The following is a 25667-nucleotide window of genomic DNA, read 5'->3' on the forward strand; positions in this document are numbered from 1 at the left end:
CCGGGGGAAAATCTTCCGGATATCCTCGGCCGGAAACTCACGGATAAACGCCTCCTGCGCCTCTTTTGCCTCTGTATTTTTCGCCTCAGACAGCGACGGGACAAGGAACAGTTTAACTTTGTACATATCGCTGGATTTGAGGCGGCGGCAGGAATAGTTGTTTATCGCTTTGCATTCCAGCCAGGTACGGGTCTGCGTGGCGCGGAAGAAGACCACCGGGCTGCCGTGATGCCAGTAATGCTCACCGATATAGGCCCCCGCCATCTGCGCCGGCAACTCGACCGTCAGCGTCCAGAAAAAGCCCAGCGTGGCACCGAGAGGGCCAAATTTACCGTACAGCCAGTTATCCAGATTGGCATCAAACGGCACGCTGGTGATGGTGTCACTGTCGTTGACGTGCCGGTAGTGGGTGATTTGGTACAGATTACCCACAGCATCCGCGGTAAAGGTCCGGGGCATTCCGTATGTATAGAGTATCGGCGAAAATCCCTTCATCTCCGCCGCATAGATCAGCCCCAGCGCCCCACCCAGGCTATGGCCGGCAATAAACAGTTTTTTCCCGCCATCAGTTATTCTTTTTATTTCTTTAAATTTATCCCCAAACCGCTCCTTTGCCAGCTGGTATGCCTCCAGAAAGCCGCCGTGAATACGACCGGCTTTAGCCAGCTCAGCCGGGCACGGCTGCGGTGAGTACCAGCCGTCGGTGATCCAGTCCGGCACCTCCTGAGTCCCCCGCCATGCCACAATAATATGATCCGCATTTTCCACGTAAAAAAGCTGGGTGCTGTCGAGCAACAGCCGGGCAGGTGCTTTATCACTCTGGCTTCGGGAATCCAGAAACTCTGCGGTTATGTAGCGCTCACGAAATGGCACATCCACAACCAGTGCGTGAGGATAAAACGGTTTTTCTTCATGTCGTGGCGTGGTGGATAAATCGAGACATTTTCTTTTGAAAAAATCCTCAATCAGAACCTGATCCGCATAGGCCATATCGGCCATCACGCCGAGGTTATAGCCATTTGCCAGCGAATAGTCTTTAGTGTCGTGCAGCACCAATGACCACGCCCGGAACGGGCAAATTTCTATCACATGCCGTTTCCCCAGCGTCTCCCGGGCGATTTCCGTGCCTTTCAGCACGGTACCATGCGGAAAGTGAAAGCGTGGCGGCTCTTTATCTGTCCATTCAGGGATATCAGGCATCCGGTCACACAGCTCACCGATGGTTACATAATGATGGTCATAGCCGCGCTGTTCCGCACTAATCTGCACGTTTGAACGCCATTTCACAACGCGCGTTTCTGGCCAGGAAGCAGGATTCTGGCCGTTCGGGTTGCGGCTGAGGCCCAGCGGGCGCTGTTCCATTTCGTCGGCCAGCTGCTGACCGTCTGTTTTCACATCAACGTTAATCCAGTACAAATCATCGAACCGCACCAGCCCCTGACCGTCAGTGACACCGGCGGGCGGGTCAGGCGGCGGTGTGGGGTCAAACTGAGCGGGGCCGCCCCTGGCCCACAGCGCCAGCTCTGCCGCCGTTGCCAGCGGATGGTACTCCAGCTGCACATTGAGTCCGGAAACCGGATTGTTGTTCTCATCCACAAACTGCAGCTCCAGCCAGCGCATCCGTTGCTTACCGCAGGCGACCTCTTTGTACCTCATTTTGTGGCTCAGGCAGGTCACCGTTGTGTTGTCTTTCGCATCCGTCATGCCCGCAAATCCTTTTCGTTTCTCTGGTTAAATACTGACCCATCATACACCGTAGCGATCAGCTAAAACTGTGCACCGCTTTAGCGTTTTTCCAGTATCGGTTTTCCGGTTCGCCTGGCGGTAACCCTCCGTTATATTCATGCGGCCTTAGCGAGCTGCAATACCCGACGATATCGCCCAACGCTATTATGACAAAGGGGCGTAGTCGTCGGGTTATTTTGCAAATAGCTGCGAAGGCGCACCGATTTCGCTCATTCGACAATATTTCGGGGAACAGCAGACAGCAGGTCAGGTGGAATACGCCGTCTTATATCCCATCCGGAAGGACGGGTCTTACCGCGCATTGGCTAAGAGTATGCCAAATGCGCATATGACGTTCCGGTTTATGCGGCAGCGGCGTGCCGCCGGGTCGCGGATCAGCGCGTCAGCGTCTGGCGGAACGCCGCCAGCGCCTGGCAAAACTCGGCGGGATGCGAAATAAACGGCGCGTGGGCCGCCTTCGCAAAGATCTGCGATCGGCTTCGCGGCCACAGCGCGTCCAGCGCCGGTGCCACCCGGCGCGGCACCAGGCCGTCCAGATACCCGTACAGCCGCAGAAACGGCACGTTCAGCCTCCGCAGCGGCTCGCGCAGATCGGCGGTTTTCAGAATTTCCAGCCCGCCGTTCAGCGCCGCCATCTCCGGCACGGGCAGCGCCAGCACCGTATGCTTCAACATTCTGGCGTCCTCCCGCGCCGAGGCCGTCCCCAGGGTCTGCAGCGCCAGAAAACGCTCCACCGTTCGCTGGAAGTTCTCGCTCAGCTGCTGCTGGAAGTCGCCCAGCACCTCAGGCTTAATGCCCGGCCAGCCCTCGCGGGCGCTGAAGCACGGGGAGGAGGCCACGGTCACCAGCGCCTGCACGCGCTCAGGCTGCGCCAGCGCCGCCCGGCTGGCCACCAGCCCGCCTAAGCTCCAGCCCAGCCAGACGGCCCGATCCGGTGCCCGCCGCAGAACACATTCCGCCATCGCCTCCAGCGACATGCCGCCAAAACCCCGGCTGCGCCCGAAGCCCGGCAGATCGACAAGGTGCAGCGTGAAATGCGAGCCAAGTTCCGCGCTAACGCCACGCCACACCTCCGCGTTCAACCCCCATCCGTGCAGCAGCACAAGATGACAATTTCCCCGCCCTTCGGTCTGCCACCAGATGTCATTCATCGGCTATGGTTCTCTTTTGATTCACAAGGATGAACCTATGCTAACAGTACCGGGATTATGCTGGCTATGCCGAATGCCGCTGGCGCTGAGCCGCTGGGGCATTTGCTCCGTTTGCGAAGATGCGGCGCGCCGCCGCGTGTCGCTGTGCCCGCGATGCGGGCTGCCCGCCGCACATCCGACGTTCCCCTGCGGCCGCTGCCTGCAAAAGCCGCCGCCGTGGCAGCGGCTGGTGACCGTCAGCGACTATCGGCCGCCGCTCAGCCCGCTGATCCGCCAGCTTAAGTTTTCCCGCCGCGCCGACGTCGCCGTGGCCCTTGCCCGCCTGCTGCTGCTGGAGGTGCTGCAGGCGCGCCGGGAGTCGGGGCTGCGGCTACCCGACCAAATCGTCAGCGTGCCGCTCTGGCCGCGCCGTCACTGGCGCAGGGGGTACAATCAGAGCGAACTGCTGTGCCGACCGCTGGCCCGCTGGCTGGGCTGCGCCTGGAACGTCCGGACGCTCACCCGCAGGCGGGCCACCGCCGCGCAGCGTCAGCTCAGCGCCCGGATGCGCCGCCGCAATCTGAAGAACGCCTTTCACCTTGAATTGCCGGTACGCGGCCGCCATATGGTTATCGTGGATGATGTCGTCACCACCGGAAGTACCGTCGCGGAAATCGCACAGCTGCTTTTACGCAACGGCGCGGCGACGATCCAGGTATGGTGCCTGTGTCGAACCTTGTAGAGCCTCGATGATGGGCGTATTATAACCAACTAAAATAGTCAACTATTAGGCCATTGTTATGATCCATATTTCAGATGCTGCACAAGCGCACTTTGCTAAACTGCTTGAAAATCAGGAAGAAGGGACGCAAATCCGCGTATTTGTGATCAATCCCGGCACGCCTGGCGCTGAATGCGGCGTTTCTTATTGCCCGCCGGACGCCGTGGAAGCTACCGACACCGCTCTTAAATTTAATCTGCTGACCGCCTACGTCGACGAGCTGAGCGCCCCATACCTGGAAGATGCCGAGATCGATTTCGTCACCGACCAGCTCGGTTCCCAGCTGACGCTGAAGGCCCCGAACGCCAAAATGCGTAAAGTGGCCGACGACGCGCCGCTGATGGAGCGCGTGGAGTACATGCTGCAGTCGCAGATCAACCCGCAGTTGGCCGGGCACGGCGGCCGCGTCTCCCTGATGGAGATCACCGACGAAGGCTACGCCATTCTGCAGTTCGGCGGCGGCTGCAACGGCTGCTCGATGGTTGACGTGACGCTGAAAGAGGGGATCGAGAAGCAGCTGCTGAGCGAGTTCCCGGAGCTGAAAGGCGTTCGCGATCTGACCGAGCACCAGCGCGGCGAGCACTCTTACTACTAGGCTGTCTCCCTTAACCGGGCGTGGCGTCGACGCTCACAAACGGTTACGGGACCTCTGCCCGACGCATCGGGCAGGAGGCACGGATAACGACGCGGGCCGGGCCTCCGGCCCGCCGCTGTGCCGTCCCGATGGCTGCCCCCACCATCCCCATCCGACGCGGCCGCGATAGCGCCGACGTCTGACGACCTCAGCGCCGGGCTGAGTCCCTTTACTGACAAGAAACGCGGACGTCACGCCGGACGGCGGACGCTATTTCCGCTTCGCCGCCGCTTTACGCCGCTTGTCCAGATCCTTAATCAGCCTGTTCACCCCGTCGTCGGCAAACATGGCCTCAAGAGAGACGGTAAGCTTGCGCCGCCAGTTCTTATACTGGCTGCTGGTGCCGGGAACGTTGACCGGCACGGCCATATTCAGCCAGTCTTCCGGCTGTAGCCCCAGCAGCGCGCTGTTGCAATCGGCGAGATAGCGCTGCATACCGCGGCTCAGGGTCGGGGTCATCGACATCAGCGACGCCTTATGCCCGGCGCGCTTAGGCAGGCAGCCGTGTTGGTGCAGCGCCTCCAGCAGCCCCTGCTTCGCCAGCGCCCGATCCTGATACAGCCCGCGCAGCAACGCCTCGTCCGGGTACAGTCCCAGCGTTTTGCCAAGCGCCAGATCGCCGCCGTCCCAGTAGCCGCGCACGGTAGGCAGATCGTGAGTCGTGGCGACGGCCATCGACTGCGTCGGCCAGGTCTGCGGCGCGCGGAAGCGCTTCCCGGCGTCATGTTCAAAAAACAGCACCTTGTAGGAGTAAACGCCGCCGTCGCGCAGCTTGCCGACGATCTCCTCCGGCACGGTGCCCAGATCTTCGCCAATCACCATGCAGCGGTGGCGCTGGCTCTCCAGGGCCAGGATAGCCAGCAGATCGTCCACCGGGTAGTGCACATAGGCCCCCCGATCCGCCGTCTCTCCTCTGGGGATCCACCACAAACGCAGCAGCGACATCACGTGGTCAATGCGCAGCGCCCCGCAGTTCTGCATATTGGCGCGCAGCAGCTCGATAAACGGCTCGTAGCCCCGGGCGGCGATAACATGCGGGTCCATCGGCGGCAGCCCCCAGTTCTGGCCGAGCGGCCCGAGGATATCCGGCGGCGCGCCCACCGAGGCGTTCAGGCAGTACAGCTCCCGGTCGCACCAGGTTTCCGCCCCGCCCTCCGCCACGCCAACCGCGAGATCGCGGTACAGGCCGACCGGCATACCGTAGCCCCGGCTGACCTCCCAGCAGGCGGCGAACTGGGTATACGCCAGCCACTGCAGCCAGAGATAAAAATCAACCTCGTCGCGATGCGCTTCACAGAATGCCTTTACCGCCGGTGAGTCAACGGAGCGGTACGCTTCCGGCCACGTCGGCCAGCCCCAGCTCCCTTCCTCTTCCTGCGCCTGGCGGGCGTGGAGGGCGTCAAACGCCGCGTGCCAGTAGAGGCTTTCGCCCTGCCGCCCGACAAAGAGGCGAAACGCCGCCATCTGCGCGTCATCGCGGCGGGCAAACCGCTTCCAGGCCATGCGCAGCGCCGTTATTTTCAGGGCGGTAACGGCGGAATAATCCACCCACTCCGCCTCTCTGGCCTGCCGCAGCCGCAGTCGGGTGTCCGGCGTTTGCCACCAGGCCTGCGCCTCTTCGCTGTGCTGAAAATCCTCCACCGCGCCGACGTCGATATAGATAACGTTCAGCCAGCGACGGGACGAAGGGCTGTAGGGGCTGGCGCTCTCCGGATTTGCCGGATAGAGCGCATGGATCGGGTTCAGGCCAATAAATGAGCCGCCGCGCTTTGCCACCTGGGTCAGCATCGCCCGCAGATCGCTGAAGTCACCGATCCCCCAGTTATGGTCAGAGCGCAGCGTGTAGAGCTGTACGCAGGCTCCCCACAGCTTCTGCCCGTTCAGCAGCGCCGGCGGCTCATAGCAGCGCTTCGGGGCCACGATAATCCGGCAGGGAAGCCGCTGCCCTTCCCGAATCAGGGTCAGCGTGTGATAGCCTTCGGGCAGCGACGCCGGCAAAGGCATCGCTCTGCCGCCAACGGCCTGCCCCTGAAACTGCCTCCCCGCTTCGGTGGTCAGCAGCCAGCGGTATTCGCCTTTCCCCCCCACCGGCAGCGACATCTTTTTGCCGACGGTAAACACCCTGACCTCCGGCACCGGCCTTTCCGCCGCCGGGGCCGCCGCGCCATGCATGGCGTCGAGCAGACGCCGTCGGGTTTCGGCGCTGACCGTCTGCGGTTTACCGTGCGCATTAATATAGCTGGGACCGATCCCCGCCGCCCGTGCGGCGCTATCCAGACGTTTGCTTTCCATCACGCTCCCTTAGCGTTTTGCCTGCCAGATTCGGGTCTGATAATCGCGAATAGCGCGATCGGAGCTGAACATGCCGCAGCGCGCGGTGTTGAGAATTGCCGCCCGGGTCCAGGCCTCAGGATCGCGATACAGCGTTTCCACCTGCTTCTGAGCCTCAGCATAGGCCGCAAAGTCCGCCATCACCAGGTAAGGATCTCCTCCCTGTTTGCCGAGGCTGTGCAGCATCAGATCAAAAGCGTGCCGATCGCCGCCGCTGTATTTACCGCTCTCCAGCTCCTTCAGCGCCGCGTCCAGCGCCTTATTCTGCCTGCGCCATTTCAGCGGATCGTAGCCTCCGGCTTTCAGCGCCTTCACCTCCTCCACGGTGTGGCCGAAGATAAAGATATTTTCTTCCCCCACCTTTTCGGCGATCTCAACGTTCGCCCCGTCCAGCGTCCCCACCGTCAGCGCCCCGTTGAGGGCCAGCTTCATATTGCCGGTGCCGGACGCCTCTTTGCCGGCGGTAGAGATCTGTTCAGAAACGTCCGCCGCCGGGATCAGCTTCTCCGCCGCCGATACGCTGTAATCCGGCAGAAAGACCACCTTCAGCCGATCGCCCACCTTCGGATCGTTGTTGATCGTTTCCGCCACCCGGTTGATGGCGAAGATAATGTTCTTCGCCAGATGGTAGCCCGGTGCCGCCTTTGCGCCGAACAGGAACACGCGCGGCAGGCGATCGGCCCGCGGGTTTTCGCGGATCTCCTTATACAGCGCCAGAATGTGCAGCAGGTTCAGGTGCTGACGCTTGTACTCGTGCAGGCGCTTAATCTGCACATCGAAAATCGCCTGCGGGTTAATCTCGACGCCGGTGCGGGCCTTAACGAACGCCGCCAGGCGCACCTTATTGGCCTGCTTGATCTCGCGCCAGGCGCGCCGGAAGGTCGCGCTGTCGGCTCTCTTTTCCAGCGCAATCAGCTGGTCGAGATCGTTGGCCCACGCTTTCTTCAGCGTCTTGTCCAGCAGCGCCGCCAGCGCCGGGTTACACTGGCCAAGCCAGCGGCGCGGGGTTACGCCGTTGGTGACGTTATGGAACTTGTTCGGCCACAGCTGGTGATATTCCGGAAACAGATCCTTTACCACCAGCGCCGAGTGCAGCGCCGCCACGCCGTTTACCGCAAAGCTGCCCACCACGCACAGATTCGCCATTTGTACCTGCCCGTCATGGACTATCGCCAGCTTCGCCCATCGCTGTTCGTCCCCGGGCCAGGTCTTCTCCACCAGCGCCTTAAAGCGCGCGTTGATCCCATTGACGATCTGCATATGGCGCGGCAACAGCCCTTTAATCAGCGCCGCGTCCCAGCGCTCCAGCGCTTCCGGCATCAGCGTATGGTTGGTGTAGGCGAAGGTGCGGCAGGCGATGGCCCACGCCTCGTCCCACTCCAGCTGATGCTCATCCATCAGCACGCGCATTAGCTCAGGAATGGCGATAGCCGGATGGGTGTCGTTAAGCTGAATGACCTCATAGTCCGCCAGCTCATGCAGCCCGCGCCCGGCCAGATGGTGGCGGCGCAGAATATCCGCCACCGAGCAGGCACACTGAAAATATTGCTGCATCAGGCGCAGCTTTTTGCCCGCCGTAAGGTTGTCGTTCGGGTAAAGCACCTTCGTCAGCTTTTCGGCGTCGATGCCCTGCCGTTCGGCGCGCAGATAATCGCCGTCGTTGAAGCGGGTCAGATTGAAGGGATGCGCGTGGCTGGCCTGCCACAGGCGCAGCGGCTGCGCCACGCCGTTACGGTAGCCGATCACCGGCAGATCCCAGGCCTGGCCGGTTATCACAAAGCCCGGCTCCCAGCGCCCCGCCCGGGTCACTTTGCCGCCGATCCCGACCTGCACATCAAGGGCCTCGTTGTGGCGGAACCACGGGTAGCTGTCGCGTCGCCAGTCGTCCGGCGCTTCCTGCTGCTGCCCGTCGGCGAACGACTGACGAAACAGGCCGTACTGATAGTTCAGGCCGTAGCCGGTGGCGGACTGGCCGACGGTCGCCATCGAGTCAAGAAAGCACGCCGCCAGGCGGCCCAGACCGCCGTTGCCCAGCGCCGGATCGATCTCCTGCTCCAGCAGATCGCTCAGGCTGACGCCGTGCGCCTGCAGCGTTTCACTAACCTCCTGATACCAGCCAAGATTCAGCAGGTTATTGCCCGTCAGGCGGCCAATAAGAAACTCCATCGAAATGTAGTTAACGTGGCGCGGGTTTTCCGCAAGCGCCGCCGCGGGCTGCGCGTTAAGCCGCTCCGCCAGCGCGCCGCTCAGCGCCAGCCACCATTGACGGGGGGTCATCTCTGAGGCTGACGATAAACCGAAACGCTGCCACTGACGCATCAGGGCAGCCTGAAAGTGCTCTTTATTAAACGAGGGCTGTGACATAGGGGTCCGGTCCTTTGGTAAGAAATGTCGTTACTATCAGGCTGTGTCCCTTAACCGGGCGTGGCATCGACGCTCACGAACGGTTAAGGGACATAGCCTATTTTGCCTGGCTCATCGTGGCGCGTCCTCATCCTCCAGGGGATTAGGGAGGGAGGAGCGGCGGGGAGGAGCCTGAAGCTCAGAGGCTATCCCCTCGAACGCGGCGGGCGCGGGCAGTCTGAACACGGACAGCGCGCAGCAGCCGGAGCGTACAGGGAGTACGTGAGGAGGATTCGCGACGTTCACCCCGGTGAACCGCCCTGACGGACGTCAAAACGGCAAGTAAACCAGCCTGATGGCCCAGGCTCTTAGATTTGTGACATAACGCAAATTCAGGCGTAAGAAGCGGCCCCCTGACTTGCAATAAACCGCTTTCTGGTCAAACGTTATTTAATAATTATGAAGCATAAAAAAAATCGCAGTTCCTCCTTTTTCCACAGTGAAGTGCTTTACTATGTTGATTCCGTCTAAATTAAGTCGTCCGGTTCGCCTCGACCATACGGTGGTTCGCGAACGCCTGTTGGCTAAACTTTCCAGCGCGAATAACTTCAGGCTGGCCCTGATAACCAGCCCCGCTGGCTACGGAAAAACTACGCTCGTTTCACAGTGGGCGGCCGGGAAATGCGATCTGGGATGGTACTCACTGGACGAGGGCGATAACCAGCAGGAGCGCTTCGCCAGCTACCTGATCGCCGCCGTCCAGCAGGCCACCGGCGGCCATTGCGCCACCAGCGAAGCAATGGTGCAAAAGCGCCAGTACGCCAGCCTGACCTCGCTGTTCGCCCAGCTGTTTATCGAGCTGGCGCAGTGGCATCGCCCGCTCTATCTGGTGATTGACGACTATCACCTGATCGCCAACCCGACGATCCACCAATCCATGCGCTTTTTTCTGCGCCACCAGCCGGAAAATCTGACCCTGGTGGTGCTGTCGCGCAACCTGCCGCAGCTGGGCATCGCCAATCTGCGGGTGCGCGATCAGCTGCTGGAGATCGGCAGCCAGCAGTTGGCCTTTAACCATCAGGAGGCGAAGCAATTTTTCGACCGTCGCCTCGCCTCTCCCGTCGAGGCCGCCGAAAGCAGCCGGATGTGCGACGACGTCGCCGGCTGGGCGACGGCGCTGCAGCTAATCGCCCTGTCAGCCCGACAAAACACCAGCGCGGCGCACCTCTCCGCCCGCCGCCTGTCCGGGATCAACGCCAGCCACCTCTCCGACTACCTGGTGGACGAGGTGCTGAACAACGTTGACCCCAACACCCGCCGCTTCCTGCTGAAAAGCGCCATTTTGCGTTCCATGAACGACGCGCTGATCGCCCGGGTGACCGGGGAGGAGAACGGGCAGATGCGCCTGGAGGAAATTGAACGCCAGGGGCTGTTCCTGCAGCGTATGGACGATACCGGCGAGTGGTTCAGCTACCATCCGCTGTTTGGCAATTTCCTGCGCCAGCGCTGCCAGTGGGAGCTGGCGGCCGAGCTGCCGGCGATCCACCGCGCCGCGGCGGAAAGCTGGATGGCGCAGGGCTTTCCCAGCGAAGCGATCCACCACGCGATGGCGGCGGGCGACGCCCCAATGCTGCGCAATATTCTGTTGAGCCATGCCTGGCGGCTATTCAACCACAGCGAACTGGCGCTGCTGGAGGAGTCGTTGAAGGCCCTGCCGTGGGAAAGCCTGCTGGAAAGCCCGCGGCTGCTGCTGCTGCAGGCGTGGCTGATGCAGAGCCAGCATCGCTACGGCGAGGTGAATACCCTGCTGGCGCGCGTCGAGCAAGAGATAGAGGGCGCGATGGACGGCACCCTGAGCGCCGAATTTAATGCCCTGCGCGCCCAGGTCGCCATCAACGACGGCAATCCGCAAGAGGCGGAGCGGCTGGCGAAGCTGGCGCTGGACGCGCTGCCGCTCACCTGGTACTACAGCCGTATCGTCGCCACCTCGGTACATGGCGAAGTGCTGCACTGCAAGGGCGATCTCCCCCAGTCATTCGCCCTGATGCAGCAGACCGAACAGATGGCGCGCCAGCATGACGTCTGGCATTACGCCCTCTGGGGGCTGCTTCAACAGAGCGAAATACTGTTTGCCCAGGGCTTTTTACAGGCCGCCTGGGAGACCCAGGAGAAAGCATTTCAGCTGATTAAGGAACAGCACCTCGAACAGCTGCCGATGCATGAATTTCTGCTGCGCATCCGCGCGCAGCTGCTGTGGGCCTGGGCGCGCCTCGACGAGGCCGAAGCCTCCGCGCGCGGCGGCATCGCCGTACTTTCCGCCTTTCAGCCGCAGCAGCAGCTGCAGTGCCTGGCGCTGCTGGTGCAGTGTTCGCTGGCGCGCGGCGATCTGGATAACGCCCGCAGCCAGCTTAACCGCCTGGAAAACCTGCTCGGCAACGGACGCTATCACAGCGACTGGCTGGTTAACGCCGACAGGGTGCGGGTCATTTACTGGCAGATGACCGGTGATAAAAAGTCCGCCGCCGACTGGCTGAGACATACGCCAAAGCCGGCTTTCGCCAACAACCATTTCCTGCAGGGGCAGTGGCGCAACATCGCCAGGGCGCAGATCCTGCTGGGCGAGTTCGAATCCGCCGGGATGGTGCTGGAAGAGTTAAACGAAAACGCGCGCAGCCTGCGCCTGATGAGCGATCTGAACGGGAACCTGCTGCTGCTTAACCAGCTCTACTGGCAGTCGGGACGCAAAAACGACGCCCAGCGCGTGCTGCTTGAGGCCCTGGCGCTGGCCAATCGCACCGGCTTTATCAGCCACTTTGTTATTGAGGGGGAAGCGATGGCCCAGCAGCTGCGCCAGCTGCTCCAGCTCAATACGCTGCCGGAGCTGGAGCAGCACCGCGCCCGGCGCATCCTGCGCGACATTAACCAGCACCACCGGCATAAATACGCCCATTTCGATGAGGGTTTCGTCGAGCGCCTGCTGAAGCATCCGCAGGTGCCGGAGCTGATTCGCACCAGCCCCCTCACCCAGCGCGAATGGCAGGTGCTGGGGTTGATCTACTCCGGCTACAGCAACGAGCAGATTGCCGGAGAGCTGGCGGTGGCGGCGACCACCATCAAAACCCATATTCGCAACCTGTACCAAAAGCTCGGCGTGGCGCACCGTCAGGACGCGGTGCAGCACGCCCAGCGGCTGTTGAAAATGATGGGCTACGGGGTTTAGGCCGAGTCCCGGCACGGCGCGAGGCGCGCCCCCACGCGAGCGCGACAATCTACGCCATCACCCGCACCAGATAGCCGTGACCATCCGGCTCGCAGGCGAAGCGGACCGGCAGAAAGCGTTCCACTACGGCAATGTTGGTCAACAGATGGGTGGAGGCCTGCGCCACGGTAAAGGCACCTGTTCCGGCCAGCGCCATCGGCAGAATAAGCTGATCGGCCAGGTGTTCGCCCACCGCCGCCGGGCTTGCCAGGTAGCGCTGCGCCGCCGCAGCCAGCCGGGAGGCCACCGCCTCCGCGCTAACCCTTTTCTCGCCAAATACGACCAGCAATTCGTTCAGCCCCTCGCTCTGGATCAGGAGCGATAAGATGTTGCCCGGCCCGATTCCGCCGTGCAAGTGCGTGATGCGGCTGTCGGTCAGCGGCAGCCGGGCCGCCAGCGCCGCAACCTCCCGCTCGCCAACGTGATGGGGCACCTCCGCCAGCAGCGCCTCGGCGTACAGCCCCGTCGTTTTGCCGCGCGCCGTCAGGGTCAGGCCGCGCAGGGCGGTCATCGGCACCACCTCGCTCACCACGGAGCCACCGCCCGCCGGCCAGAAACCGTGCCGCTGCAGGGTGGTGTGCTGCCTGACGCCCATCTGCGCCAGCAGCGGCTCCCAGACCTCGCGAATAAAGTCGGCGGTTGGGGCCGATGGGTTGTGCGTGCCGCCCTGTACCTCCACGCGGGAGGCTTTATCGGCAAACCACAGGGCCGGCAGCACGGTCTGCAGTACCAGCATACAGCTGCCGGCGCTGCCGATGGCAAAGCGGTACTCACCGCCGCGAATCCGCCCCGGCACAAAGTGCAGCTGCTGCGAACGCAGCGCGTCGCCGCTGACCTGGGCGCTACAGATTGCCGCCGCCGCCCGTACCGAGGTTAAATGCTGCCGCAGCAGCCCCGGCTTCGCCCGCCCGGCCCGAATGCCGGTAATGGTAAAGGGGCGGCCGGTTATCATAGAGAGGCTCAGCGCCGAGCGCAGAATCTGCCCGCCGCCCTCTCCCTGCGCACCATCCAGCGCAACAATTGCGTCCATAATTTATCCTTTAACGCACACCACCTGCCGCAGGGTATGCATAATTTCCACCAGATCGGCCTGGGCGGCCATCACCGCGTCGATATCCTTATAGGCCATAGGTATTTCGTCGATGACGTCGGCATCTTTTCGACACTCTACGTGCGCGGTGGCGCGGATCTGATCCTCCACGCTGAACAGCTTTTTCGCTTTGGTACGGCTCATCACGCGCCCGGCCCCGTGGCTGCACGAGCAGAACGCCTCTTCGTTGCCCAGCCCGCGGACGATAAAGCTTTTCGCCCCCATCGAGCCGGGAATAATACCTGACTCACCGCGCTTTGCGGAAACCGCGCCTTTGCGCGTCACGTAAATCTCTTCGCCAAAGTATCGCTCCCGCTGCACATAGTTGTGGTGGCAGTTGATCGCCTCACCCGGCAGCGTAAAGGGCTTTTCGACGGTCTGACGGAGCGCCGCCAGCACGTTTTCCACCATTGCTTCGCGGTTCAGGCTGGCGAACCGCTGGGCCCACATCACCGCCTTCAGGTAGTCATCGAAATACTCACTGCCCTCTTCAAACCAGGCCAGGTCCCTGGAGGGCAGGCTCGCCAGCTGCTCCTGCATCTGCTTTTGCGCCAGCTCGATAAAGTACGTGCCGATGGCATTACCGATCCCGCGCGATCCGGAGTGCAGCATGATCCACACCTGCTCCGCTTCATCCAGGCAGATTTCAATAAAGTGGTTGCCGGTCCCCAGGGTTCCCAGGTGCTTATCGCTTTTGGTGTTCAGAAAACGCGGATACTTCCGGGTAAGCCATTGATATCCCTCCTCCAGCTGCGCCCACTTCTCCACCACGTTTGCCGGCGGGTTCTCCCAGGAGCCGACGTCGCGACGGCCGCGCCCGACCGTACGCCCGTGCGGCACGGCGGACTCAATGGCCTGGCGCAGGGTCGCCAGATCGGGCAGGTCCGCCGCCGTCAGGCTGGTGCGCAGCGCGTTCATTCCGCAGCCGATATCCACGCCCACCGCCGCCGGGATAATCGCCCCTTTGGTCGGGATCACGCTGCCAATGGTCGACCCTTTCCCCAGGTGCACATCCGGCATAACGGCAATATGTTTAAAAATAAAGGGCATCTTCGCCGTGTTAATCAACTGCTGACGCGCATCGTCTTCTACGGGAACGCTCCGGGTCCACATTTTTATCGGTACGTTCTGGGTCGTTATCAATTCGTAATTTGTCATATTTTCTTTTCACTCTTTTGAAAGGGGTGGCGACAAAGGGTGACGGATCGTTATCAGTATGCTCTGACCGTTGAGCTACGAAACCCGGCTTCGGCAGGAGTTGAACCTGCAACCTTACTGTCCCATGTAGATCCGTCGGCATTCGCCGAATTATGTTAAGGATGGCGACAAGTTGATGTGAATACCTCGCTCTACCGTTGAGCTACGGAACCCGGTTCCGACGGGACTCGAACCCGCAACAAATGTAGATCCACAGGCATTCGCCAAAATTCAGGTGGCACGACAAATCAGGGTGAATCAGCCTGCTCTACCTCTGAGCTACGGAGTCCGCCAGACTCCGGCAGGAGTCGAACCTGCGACCTGGACCGTGACAGGGTGTAGATCCACCGGCATTCGTGCCTTCAGCGCCGTACGGCAGCAGGCGGTCGGGTGTGATATCGGAAAGCGATCATCCCGACCCGCGCTCGCGCCGCGCTGAATTTCTTTACAGCGTGACTGACTCAATCTCCTGTAGCCAGTGGTCGCCGCCGTAGCGATCGTTAACAAAGTTGTCGATCGCCGTAAAAACATCATCGCTGAAGCCGCCAACGTTCAAAATATCGAGCCGATCGCCCACCTGGGTGGTGGCATAGGGCAGCAGGTCGATACACACCAGCCGGGCCTGCGGGTTGCGCTTCTTCAGCACCGCCCAGCACGCCATCGTCGCCGTTGCGCCGTTTCGCGACCGATCTATCCACGACTCGTTATCGGACACCATAATCACCAAATCCACCCGCGCCCTTTCGTCCAGCAGCTGGCGCAGCGGCGCGGAACAGTTGGTGCCGCCGCCGCCCACCGCGGCCAGCTTTTGCGCATTACGCATAACCGGCTGCGTCGGGTCGAGCGCCACGTTAACCACCTCGCATTCAAAGGGCAGCACGCGCGCCTGCGGATTGCGGCGCAGCACGGCGGCGGCGACCAGCCCGGCAACGTCAATGCAGCGAATCGTGCTGCTGGCCCCCTTACGCCACCCGGTTACCGGCGAGTGCATCGATCCCGACACGTCCGGGCAGACCACCACGTTGCCGGAAAAGTGCGGCAGGTTCTCCAGCGCATACTCCATCGCCTGCTGCAGCGCGTCGCCAATCTGCCGGGGCACGCTGCCGTGCAAGTTGCTCCACGCAGCCAGCAGCTGATAAGGCCAGACCCGGGACCGGCGCACCTGGTGGCGATCCGCCAGCCGCTTCGCGATAGCCTCAACCATCGCGCGCTCCTCAAAGACGCCGTGGCGCGCCAGGGTATTCAGGTTCATACGCAGCGTCTGCCAGCTCATCCTTTGCGCCAGCTGCGCCCACTGCCGGGAGGCCAGCGGCGAGCCGGTCAGCAGTAAAAACGGGACGTCAGGCACGCTATCTACCGCTCCTCCCTCGCGAAAGGCCAGCAGCGCCCGCGTTTTCTCCGGCAGCAGCGCGCGATCCACCGGTCTGCCGAGAAGCCAGCCGAAGAAGGCTTCCTGCCACTGCGCCTGCGGACGCGGATGCACCATCTTCACGATATCGGCCAGCGAAGGCGCATTGCCTGCCGAAGCCTGCAGCAGGCGATCTTCGCTGGCGTTCTGGAGCCAGCGTTGAATTAGCTTTTTGGGCCGGGTGCCTAACGAACGGCGGCCGGTTATACCGCTACGCAATATTTGTACAACGTTGCGCAGCATCCGGCCGTTATCGATCGTCCGGGCAAAAACCGTTGGCAGCAGCGCCGAGCCGCGCGCCGCAAGAATAGCGGTCAGCAGCGCCGGGGTATCCTTCATCATTCCGCGCTCGCGGCCGTAAATCGCCAGCTGCGCAAGAAAGCGATCGTCCTGATCGTTGGCCAGCGCCAGCACACTATCCAGTTGCGCCTGGGCGCTGACGTAAAATGTGTCATTGGTGCAGCCCGTCATCACCAGCTGCGCCAGCCTGTGGCGAGGCGTAAAGGCGTAGGCCGGAGCGCGCTCGCCGTTGCGGGCGGTGGCCTGCGGCAGATTCCCTGACGCCGGGCGGAACAAAAGTGGATTCGCCATTTTCTCTGTATCCCATTTCCGTTGGTTCTGCCTGAAGTATTGCAACCGCCGTGCCAGAATTTAAATTAATCACTATGCTTTTGAATTTAAATGACTAATTAATTTATCTGCCGCCGGCTTAAAAAAACGCTGCGCAAGGCTCAGCGAAAGACGATAATTATTTATCGTCTTTTATAGGGAAATCTAAGATGCGTAAGACAATCGCCTTTGGCTTTATCGGTACGGTGCTGGATAACGTTGGATACGGCAGCCAGCGCTGGGAGAAATGGCGACCGACGCTCTGCCTGTGCCAACAGGAGACGCTGATTGTCCATCGTCTGGAGCTGCTGTACGACGCCCGCTCGCGATCGCTGTTTAACCGGCTAAAGACGGATATCGCCAGCGTCTCGCCGGAAACCGAGGTGATCGGCGTGGAGATTGCCATCCGCAATCCGTGGGATTTCGAGGAGGTTTACGCCTGCCTGCACGATTTTGTCCGCGGCCACACCTTCCATCCGGAGGAAGAGGATTACCTGGTGCATATCACCACCGGCACTCACGTGGCGCAGATCTGCTGGTTCCTGCTGGCGGAGGCGCGCTACCTGCCGGCCCGGCTGGCGCAAACCTCGCCGCCGCGCAAGAAAGCGCCGCTGTACAGCGCCGGGGAAGTGGCCATTATCGACCTCGATCTCAGCCGCTATAACGCCATCGCCGCCCGCTTCACCAGGGAACGGACGGAGACGCTGACCTTCCTCAAATCCGGCATTGAGACGCGCAATCCGCACTTTAACCGGATGATTGAGCAGATCGAACGGGTGGCCATCCGCTCCCGCGCGCCAATTTTACTCAACGGCCCGACCGGCGCGGGCAAGTCCTTTCTTGCGCGACGCATCTACGAGCTAAAGCTGGCGCGCCATCAGTTCAGCGGGCCGTTTATTGAGGTCAACTGCGCCACCCTGCGCGGCGATACCGCCATGTCGACGCTGTTCGGCCATGTAAAAGGCGCGTTTACCGGCGCCAGAGAGGAGCGGGCCGGGCTGCTGCGCAGCGCCGATGGCGGAATGCTGTTTCTCGATGAAATTGGCGAGCTGGGCATCGATGAGCAGGCGATGCTGTTGAAGGCAATTGAAGAGAAGCGCTTTTACCCTTTCGGCAGCGATCGGCAGATCGGCAGCGATTTCCAGCTAATCGCCGGCACCGTGCGCAATCTGCGCCAGCTGGTCGCCCAGGGAAAATTCCGCGAAGACCTCTATGCGCGCATCAATCTGTGGACCTTTGAACTACCGGGGCTGCGGCAGCGTCAGGAGGATATCGAACCCAACCTCGACTACGAGCTGGAGCGCCACGCGACGCTGACGGGAGACAGCGTGCGTTTTAATACCGAAGCGCGCCGGGCCTGGCTGGCCTTCGCCACCTCGCCGCAGGCCGCGTGGAGCGGCAACTTTCGCGAGCTGTCCGCCAGCGTTACCCGCATGGCGACGCTGGCGGATAACGGGCGCATTACGCGGGAGGTGGTCGACGATGAGATAGCCCGCCTGCGCTATAGCTGGGGCGATGAACGCCCTTCGGCGCTCGCCGCGCTAACCGGCGAGCAAGCGGAGAGCCTGGATCTGTTCGATCGGCTGCAGCTGGAGAACGTCATCGCCGTCTGCCGACAGGCCAGAACCCTTTCCGAGGCCGGGCGGCAGCTTTTCAACGTTTCGCGCCTCGGCAAGGCCAGCGTTAACGACGCGGACCGGCTGCGAAAATATCTGGCGCGTTTTGGGCTGACGTGGGAGGCGATCAGCACAGCTCCAGCTGAATATGGTGATCGGTGATGACCTGCAGCACGCCCGTAGGCGGCAGGGTATCGGTATAGACCGCATCCACCATGCTGATGCTGCCCATATTTACCATCGCATTGCGGCCAAACTTGGTGTGATCCACCACCAGCATCACGTGGCGCGAATTATCAATAATGGCGCGCTTGGTGCGCACTTCGTGATAGTCAAACTCCAGCAGGGAGCCGTCGCTGTCGATGCCGCTGATCCCCAGGATGCCGAAGTCGAGGCGAAACTGGGAGATAAAGTCGAGCGTCGCCTCGCCGATGATCCCGCCGTCGCGGCTGCGCAGTTCGCCGCCGGCGAGGATAATGCGGAAGTCCTCTTTTTCCATCAGGGTGTTCGCCACGTTGAGGTTGTTGGTGACGATGCGCAGGTTGCTGTGCTCCAGCAGCGCGTGGGCCACCGCTTCCGCCGTGGTGCCGATGTCGATAAACAGCGTGGAGCCGTTGGGGATCTGCATGGCCACCCGGCGGGCGATGCGCTCTTTCTCCGCCGTTTGCGTCGCCTTGCGATCGCGCCAGGGGGTGTTGACCGAACTGGAGGGCAGCGCCGCGCCGCCGTGGTGACGTAGAATCATATTCTGATCCGCCAGATCGTTCAGATCCCGGCGGATGGTCTGCGGGCTGACGGAGAAATGCTCCACCAGCTCTTCGGTGCTGACATATCCCTGTTTTTTTACCAGGTCAAGAATAGCGTCATGACGTTGTGTCTGTTTCATTAGCAATCTCTGTAAGGTTGCAACCCGCCGGTCGGGACAAACGGATCGATAGGCCTGCCCCCCGACGCCTGTCTATGTTCGTTTTCGCGCACTCAGCGTATCCACAAAGGCCATCGCCAGCCCTACGGCCAGCCCGGCCACGTGTGCGCCGTTAGCCATCGCCATGCCAAACCAGTCAAACCACCCGGCGACGATCCAAATCAGGGCAAAGAGCATTAAACCGCGCTGCAGGAAGACGCCGCCGTGCGGATCGCGCTCGCCGCGCAGCCAGGCGTAGCCCATCAGCGCGTATACCACGCCGGAGAGGCCGCCGAACCACGGGCCGCCGATCCTGTGCTGCACGTAGCCGCTCAGCAGCGCGGAGATGACGGTAATCACAATCAGCTTGCCGCTGCCCAGCCGCTTCTCCACCACGCCGCCGAGATACCACCACCACAGCAGGTTAAAGAGGATATGCATCAGCGAGAAGTGCATCAGGGCGTGGGTGAAATAGCGCCAGACCTCAAACTTCAGCGACGGTATAAACGGCCAGGCCAGCCATACCATAACGTTTTCTGCGCCGAGGAGGACCATCAGGATAAATACCAGCACGCAGGCGGCCATCACCAGCCGGGTCACCGGCCCCGCCCGCTCCCGCAGGGTGGCGATAAAAGGAAAGCGCGGATAGCGCAGGCCGTTGTTGGTATGGCCGGACTGCCAGCTGGCCGCCAGATAGCGCGGATCGGCGGGATTTTTGAGAAAGCGCGCCAGCTCGTCGCGCACGCGCGCTTCCTGGGCGTCGTCCGCCAGCCAGACGTCGCTTTGCTCGTGCTGCTGTACCGTCAGGATAACGCCCTGCGTCGCCATATAGTCGACAAACGCCTGCGCCACGCGCGGATTGGCAAAAGAGGTAATCATCAACATGGGGGCTACCGCTTATTCCACACAAAAGAGGACAGTATATCGGCCCTTCCGGGTCGTGTCCCTTAATTGATCGTCAGCATCGCTGCCGATCGTTCGGCCCGGAGATACATCGTCGTTTGGCCGCATTACGCCCCGTGCACCACCTCGGCGGGAAAATGCCGCTGCCAGGCGTCAAAGCCCCCCTCAATACTGTAAACCGCCTCATAACCCTGCTGGAGGAGGTACTGCGCCGCGCCGCGGCTGCTGTTGCCGTGATAGCACATCACCATCACCGGCATAGCGAAATCATGATCGCGCATAAACGCGCCCAGCGTGTCGTTAGTCAGATGGAACGCCTGGGGCGCATGGCCCAGGGCATAGCTTTGCGGATCGCGAATATCCACCAGCGCCGCCGTGCCCTGCCGTAGCCTCTGGTGCGCTTCTTCAACGTTGATCGCTTCAAACTGATCCATGGTTCTCTCTTTTTAGGGGTGCAGGTTGATTATTTTCCCCGCCAAGTGTACGTCCCGACGGCCGGTTCACGCCAGAGTGTTATTCATATCGCTGTAAATTGTTTTCCCGATGTTACCAATAGCGCGTTTATTTGCTATTATGCTCGATAACGAACATTTATGGGCTATAACGAAAGTGCAAGAGGGGAGCATGGAAACGAAAGATCTGATTGTGATAGGCGGGGGCATTAACGGTGCCGGCATCGCGGCAGACGCCGCCGGGCGCGGTCTGTCCGTACTGATGCTGGAAGCGCAGGATCTGGCCTGCGCCACCTCGTCCGCCAGCTCCAAACTCATTCACGGCGGCCTGCGCTACCTTGAGCACTATGAATTCCGCCTGGTCAGCGAAGCGCTGGCCGAGCGCGAGGTGCTGCTGAAGATGGCACCGCATATCGCCTTCCCGATGCGCTTCCGCCTGCCGCACCGCCCGCATCTGCGCCCGGCGTGGATGATCCGCATTGGGCTGTTTATGTACGATCACCTGGGCAAACGCACCAGCCTGCCCGGCTCCACCGGTTTGCGTTTTGGCGCAGATTCGGTCCTTAAGCCGGAAATTGTGCGCGGTTTCGAATATTCCGACTGCTGGGTGGATGACGCCCGGCTGGTGCTGGCCAACGCGCAGATGGTGGTGCGCAAAGGCGGTGAAGTCTTAACCCGTACCCGCGCCACCTCTGCACGCCGGGAAAACGGCCTGTGGATCGTCGAAGCGGAAGATATCGACAGCGGCGAAAAATACCGCTGGCAGGCGCGGGGGCTGGTTAATGCGACCGGCCCGTGGGTAAAAGCGTTCTTTGACCACGGATTGCACCTGCCTTCACCGTACGGTATTCGCCTGATTAAGGGCAGCCACATCGTGGTGCCGCGCGTACACGCGCAGAAACAGGCCTATATTCTGCAGAACGAAGATAAGCGTATCGTTTTTGTGATCCCGTGGATGGATGAATTTTCCATCATCGGCACCACCGACGTCGAATATAAGGGCGATCCGCGGGCGGTGAAGATTGATGACAGTGAAATCGACTACCTGCTGCAGGTTTACAACGCTCACTTTAAAAAGCAACTGGGCCGTGACGATATCGTCTGGAACTGGTCCGGCGTGCGCCCGCTGTGCGACGATGAATCGGATTCGCCGCAGGCCATCACCCGCGACTACACGCTGGACGTGCATGATGAGAACGGCCAGGCTCCGCTGCTCTCCGTCTTCGGCGGCAAGCTGACCACCTACCGGAAGCTGGCCGAACATGCGCTGGAAAAACTGTCGGCCTACTACCAGCACATGGGGCCGGCATGGACGAAAGGCTGCGTGCTGCCAGGCGGCGACATTGGCGGCGACCGCGAAGCCTATGCGGCGAAGCTGCGTCATCGCTATCCGTTCCTGACGGAGCCGCTGGCGCGCCACTATGCGCGCACCTACGGCAGCAACAGCGAACAGCTTCTCGGCGAAGCCTCCTCGCTGGCCGATCTCGGCGAAGACTTCGGCCACGGATTCCACGAGGCGGAGCTGAAATATCTGATCGACTGCGAGTGGGTGCGCCGCGCGGACGACGCCCTGTGGCGTCGCACCAGGCAGGGCATGTGGCTTACCGATGAACAGCAGGCCCGCGTCGACCAGTGGCTGACGGATTATGTTGCCAGACACCGGCTGTCGCGGGTGTCTTAACCGAAAATCCGGGCACCGCCCGGCTTTGAGACTGATGACAAACCCCAGGCCGAACTCGTTCGGCCATAATCACCACAAAAATAAACAAGGAAAATCAATTCATTGATTTTCGGCTGCTAACCACAAAGAGGGAAAAACCACGTTTTTTCCCTCTTTGTCATCAACCTGAAAGCCGGGCACCGCCCGGCTTTTTAACGCCGTTCAGAATGTGGTCTGATCCGCCGCTGCCGTATGCAGCGGCACGTAGCCTGCATCCTGCACCAGCCGCTGTCCCTGCGGGCTTAGAAACCACTCGGCCAGCCTGCGGGTTTCTTCGCCGGCCTCCCGGCGGGTGACCATAAAGACATCCGCAACCCAGGGATATGTGCCGTTCTGAATATTCTCCACCGTGGGCGCAACGCCGCCGATCGCCAGCAGCTTTATACCGCTGTTTTTATTCATCCGGGTGGCGTAGTAGCGGAAGGTATAGCCGATCGCCCCGCGGGTGTTCTGATAGTCGGCGACCCGACGGATCAGCCCGCCCATCATGGTGGCCACCTCGGTCTCCTTCGGCGGCAGCATCGGCGTCCCCTGCATAACGTTCGCCAGCATCGCGGTCTGGCTGCCGGAGTCTTCAGGCCGCTGCCAGACCTCTATTTTGCTGTTATTGCCGCCCACCTCGCTCCAGCGGGTAATTTTTCCGCTGAAGATATCACGTACCTGCTGCTCCGTCAGCGACTCAACCGGGTTGTCGGCATTGACGATAAACACGAACGCCTCGCGGGCAAAGGGCCGGAAATCCAGCTGCACCTTTGCCTCCGCCGCCCGCTGCTTCTGCCCGGCCGAAGGCTGCGCGACAAAGATCATATCCACGCTGCCCTCGATAATATTCCGGTAGGCTCCCGAGGTGCGGTTACAGTTCAGGTAGCCGTCGGCCTTCACGCCTGGCTCGCGCAGGCCGTAGAATGCCGAGGCGTAGAGCGGATAGAGCGCCGTTGCGCCGTCCAGCCGCGGCCAGTTGCGGCCAAAGCGGATCTGCGCCGCGCCGCGCAGCGGCGTCAGCCGGTTATCTTCCTGGTCGGGGCGATAGTCCCAGCGATCAACCTGTTCATCCAGACGCGGCCCCTCCCCGAGCGAAAACTTATCCGCACGCAGGGTTGCCTGGTAAAGCGCGATAATGCCCAGGCTCAGCAGCAGCAGAATTAACAGCTGGCGAATTTTTTTCGCCCTTCGATTGTCGGCCTGGTGCCGGTTGCGCCAGTAGCAGCCCAGCGTAAAGCAGAGCTGGGTTCCCACCGGAATAAGCACCATTCCCCACAGCCAGCCGCTCAGTAAAGAAAACAGGGTAATCCCCATCCAGGGAAGCGTTATCAGCAGCAGCGGGTTTTCCGTCATATCCACAAAGCTCAGATCCGCAAGGTGCAACATGGTTACCCAGACCAAAAGCACCAGCAGAGCCGGTACTAACAGAACGTTTTGTCGGGCGGCACCGTTCTCCTGCGGCGTGGCAAATTTTGCCCAGCCATAGCCCAGGGCAAACATCGCCACGCCGCCCAGCGTACAGGTGATACCCCACATGGCGATTCTGCCGCCCGGCGTATAGCCGCTCGCCTCATGTAAGAGGCTCATCAGTAAGAAGCCTGTCAGGGCCACGCCGTGGGCCAGCAGCGGCACCAGTATCAGCGCAATTGCCAGCGATCTTACCCACCACCAGAGCTTCTGCTTCATTCCCTTGTCTCCATTTTTCCTTAACAAGCGGCCCGCTATAGACCGCTTCTTCATGATGTTCAGCCCCAAAATAATCCGTGCAGGCAGCCGCCGCCCCTTACTCACCCAGCGGCACGTAGCCGGTGTCCTGCACCAGCCGCTGCCCCTGCGGGCTTAGAAACCACTCGCTCAGCTTGTGGATATCCAGGGGGGCATCCTGCCGGGTGACCATAAACATATCCACCGTCCAGGGCCAGGCACCGCTCTGAATATTCTCCACCGTCGGCGCGACGCCGTCGATCGCCAGCAGCTTTATACCGCTGTTTTTATTCATCCGGGTGGCGTAGTAGCGGAAGGTATAGCCAATGGACCGGCGGGTATTCTGGTAGTCGGCAACCTTGCGGATAACGTTTCCTCTGCGGGCAAATACTTCGGTCTCCTTCGGCGGCAGCATCGGCGTCGCCTTCATGACGTTCGTCAGCATTGCGCTCTGGCTGTCGGAGTCCGCGGGGCGCTGCCAGACCTGAATTTCAGTATTATCGCCGCCCACCTCGCTCCAGCGGGTAATTTTCCCGCTGAAGATATCGCGTAGCTGCTGCTCCGTCAGCGACTCAACCGGGTTGTCGGCACGGACGATAAACACAAACGCCTCGCGGGCAAAGGGCGTATAAAGAAGCGGCACCTGCGCCTCTTCCGCCTGCGCCATCTGTTGGGCGGAGGGCAGCGCCGTGAAGATCATATCCACGGTCCCATCGATAATCTTCTCATAGGCCCGCGCCGCACCAGAGGCGGGCAGGAACCGGTCACGCTTCCCGCTGGCGTCGCACAGGCCGTAAAACGCCGAGGCGTACAGCGGCAGCAGCGCCGTTGCGCCATCCAGCCGCGGACAGGGGGGGCTGAAGCGGACTCGCGGCGCGCCATGCAGCGGCGTAAGCTGGCTATGGGAACCAGTGGGGCGGTAGGCCCGGCGATCTATATTTTCATTTACGCTTATGGCATCTGAGCCGGCAGGATATCTCTCTTCGTGAAACCGGGCCTGCCAGAGGGCAATCAGGCCCAGCGCCAGCAGCAGTAAAATAAGCAGCCTGCGGATTTTTTTCGCCTGTCGGGAGGCGGGAACGCGCCGGTTGTGCCTGCAGCAGCCAAGCGTAAAGCAGATCTGGCTGCCTACGGGGATCAGCACAATGCCCCACGGCCAGCCGAGGAATAAAAAGAGGCTGGTAATCACAGGCCAGGGGGAGAGCGCCACGGTCAGATGGCTCTTATAGAGGGTGAGATTGACGAAGCTCAGCTGCGCAAAACAGAGGGCGACGATCCAGACGAGAAGCGCCAGCAGCGCCGGGGCTAACAGAACGTTTTGCCGGGCAACCCCGTTATACGCCGGCCGGGTGAATCGCGCCCAGAGCCAGCCGATGAAAAACATCACTACGCCGCCCAGCGCGAAAATGACAACCTTCAGCACGCTTTCAGACAGCAGATAATCGTGGCTGCCGCCGAACCGATGAAAGTACCGGCTGAACACCTCCCACACAAACAGGGCAACCCCGCCCAGGGCCACGCCGTTAGCCATTGCCGGAACCACAACCAGCGCAATAATCAGCGATCTTACCCACCATCCGACCTTCTGCTTCATTTCCCTGTTCCTGTCACTGTTCTTCCTGAACACAGCCGACAGTATAAGACGTTTCACTATTATCTTATTCTGAAAAAAATAACCGCAGAGAGACGTTAAAAAAACAGAATTTTACGGCTCCGCCGGGCTGGGGCCACGCATAGCTCACCGTGCGTCCGGAATAAGCAGGCCCTACGGCTCGCACCCTGTCCCGGACCAGCGAGGCTCACGAAAGGTTGCCTGATAAACTTTGCAGGCTCGTCATTATTCCACTCCGTCCATGTC

17 protein-coding genes are annotated in these 25667 nt (G+C 61.2%); 5 read left to right on the top strand and 12 right to left on the bottom strand.

Annotated features, from left to right (window positions below; translation table 11 throughout):
* On the bottom strand, positions 1 to 1704 hold a 1704-nt coding region (locus tag GJV78_RS20060), incomplete at its 3' end, for a lipase family protein (RefSeq protein WP_155109955.1).
* A 416-nt stretch (positions 1705 to 2120) separates the two neighbouring features.
* Entirely contained in the window at positions 2121 to 2897 is a 777-nt protein-coding gene (gene bioH, locus GJV78_RS20065; RefSeq protein ID WP_155109956.1) for a pimeloyl-ACP methyl ester esterase BioH, read from the bottom strand.
* Between the two features lie 37 nt (positions 2898 to 2934).
* On the opposite strand from bioH, the gene gntX reads away from it, so the two are divergent.
* Together gntX and nfuA are read left to right on the top strand one after the other, a co-directional pair.
* Positions 2935 to 3618, top strand: coding sequence for a DNA utilization protein GntX (gene gntX, locus GJV78_RS20070; RefSeq protein ID WP_155109957.1), 684 nt, complete (start codon positions 2935 to 2937; stop codon positions 3616 to 3618).
* A 58-nt stretch (positions 3619 to 3676) separates the two neighbouring features.
* On the top strand, positions 3677 to 4252 hold the full coding sequence (nfuA, locus tag GJV78_RS20075; protein ID WP_155109958.1) for a Fe-S biogenesis protein NfuA: 576 nt from the start codon (positions 3677 to 3679) through the stop codon (positions 4250 to 4252).
* A 249-nt stretch (positions 4253 to 4501) separates the two neighbouring features.
* Here the strand turns inward: nfuA and malQ are convergent, their stop codons facing one another.
* On the bottom strand, positions 4502 to 6583 hold the full coding sequence (gene malQ / locus GJV78_RS20080; RefSeq protein ID WP_155109959.1) for a 4-alpha-glucanotransferase: 2082 nt from the start codon (positions 6581 to 6583) through the stop codon (positions 4502 to 4504).
* Positions 6584 to 6592: 9 nt separating this feature from the next.
* Complete coding sequence (gene malP / locus GJV78_RS20085; protein WP_155109960.1) at positions 6593 to 8986, bottom strand: maltodextrin phosphorylase; 2394 nt, start codon at positions 8984 to 8986, stop codon at positions 6593 to 6595.
* Between the two features lie 493 nt (positions 8987 to 9479).
* On the opposite strand from malP, the gene malT reads away from it, so the two are divergent.
* Positions 9480 to 12185: an HTH-type transcriptional regulator MalT gene (malT, locus tag GJV78_RS20090; RefSeq protein ID WP_155109961.1), complete on the top strand. Its 2706-nt coding sequence runs from the start codon at positions 9480 to 9482 to the stop codon at positions 12183 to 12185.
* A 49-nt stretch (positions 12186 to 12234) separates the two neighbouring features.
* Here malT and rtcA read toward each other — a convergent pair whose 3' ends face one another.
* The 3 genes from rtcA to GJV78_RS20105 all read right to left on the bottom strand — a co-directional run bounded on the left by rtcA (position 12235) and on the right by GJV78_RS20105 (position 16510).
* On the bottom strand, positions 12235 to 13254 hold the full coding sequence (rtcA, locus tag GJV78_RS20095; protein WP_155109962.1) for an RNA 3'-terminal phosphate cyclase: 1020 nt from the start codon (positions 13252 to 13254) through the stop codon (positions 12235 to 12237).
* A 3-nt stretch (positions 13255 to 13257) separates the two neighbouring features.
* Positions 13258 to 14472 carry an RtcB family protein gene (locus GJV78_RS20100; protein WP_155109963.1) on the bottom strand — a complete coding sequence of 405 codons (1215 nt, stop codon included), beginning with the start codon at positions 14470 to 14472 and terminating at the stop codon, positions 13258 to 13260.
* 484 nt (positions 14473 to 14956) lie between these two features.
* The gene (locus GJV78_RS20105) at positions 14957 to 16510 is read right to left on the bottom strand and encodes a vWA domain-containing protein (RefSeq protein WP_155109964.1); all 1554 of its coding nucleotides are present in this window, start codon (positions 16508 to 16510) and stop codon (positions 14957 to 14959) included.
* Between the two features lie 188 nt (positions 16511 to 16698).
* Between GJV78_RS20105 and rtcR the strand changes: the two genes are divergently transcribed.
* Positions 16699 to 18306, top strand: a complete 1608-nt coding sequence (gene rtcR, locus GJV78_RS20110) for an RNA repair transcriptional activator RtcR (RefSeq protein WP_155109965.1) — start codon at positions 16699 to 16701, stop codon at positions 18304 to 18306.
* Here rtcR and GJV78_RS20115 read toward each other — a convergent pair.
* From GJV78_RS20115 to glpE, 3 genes are all read right to left on the bottom strand, one after another.
* Complete coding sequence (locus tag GJV78_RS20115) at positions 18272 to 19030, bottom strand: DeoR/GlpR family transcriptional regulator (protein ID WP_155109966.1); 759 nt, start codon at positions 19028 to 19030, stop codon at positions 18272 to 18274. The genes rtcR and GJV78_RS20115 overlap by 35 nt on opposite strands.
* Positions 19031 to 19102: 72 nt before the next feature.
* Positions 19103 to 19933, bottom strand: coding sequence for a rhomboid family intramembrane serine protease GlpG (glpG, locus tag GJV78_RS20120; RefSeq protein ID WP_155109967.1), 831 nt, complete (start codon positions 19931 to 19933; stop codon positions 19103 to 19105).
* Positions 19934 to 20058: 125 nt separating this feature from the next.
* Positions 20059 to 20385: a thiosulfate sulfurtransferase GlpE gene (glpE, locus tag GJV78_RS20125; protein ID WP_155109968.1), complete on the bottom strand. Its 327-nt coding sequence runs from the start codon at positions 20383 to 20385 to the stop codon at positions 20059 to 20061.
* 190 nt (positions 20386 to 20575) lie between these two features.
* Between glpE and glpD the strand changes: the two genes are divergently transcribed.
* Entirely contained in the window at positions 20576 to 22084 is a 1509-nt protein-coding gene (glpD, locus tag GJV78_RS20130; protein WP_155109969.1) for a glycerol-3-phosphate dehydrogenase, read from the top strand.
* 201 nt (positions 22085 to 22285) lie between these two features.
* Here glpD and GJV78_RS20135 read toward each other — a convergent pair whose 3' ends face one another.
* Positions 22286 to 23791 (bottom strand): PstS family phosphate ABC transporter substrate-binding protein, encoded by a 1506-nt coding sequence (locus GJV78_RS20135; RefSeq protein WP_155109970.1) that lies wholly within the window; start codon positions 23789 to 23791, stop codon positions 22286 to 22288.
* Between the two features lie 97 nt (positions 23792 to 23888).
* Positions 23889 to 25403 carry a PstS family phosphate ABC transporter substrate-binding protein gene (locus GJV78_RS20140; RefSeq protein WP_155109971.1) on the bottom strand — a complete coding sequence of 505 codons (1515 nt, stop codon included), beginning with the start codon at positions 25401 to 25403 and terminating at the stop codon, positions 23889 to 23891.
* Between the last annotated feature and the right edge of the window lie 264 nt (positions 25404 to 25667).

Origin of the sequence: Intestinirhabdus alba, assembly GCF_009711095.1 — a bacterium.
In the GTDB taxonomy this organism is placed as follows: domain Bacteria; phylum Pseudomonadota; class Gammaproteobacteria; order Enterobacterales; family Enterobacteriaceae; genus Intestinirhabdus; species Intestinirhabdus alba.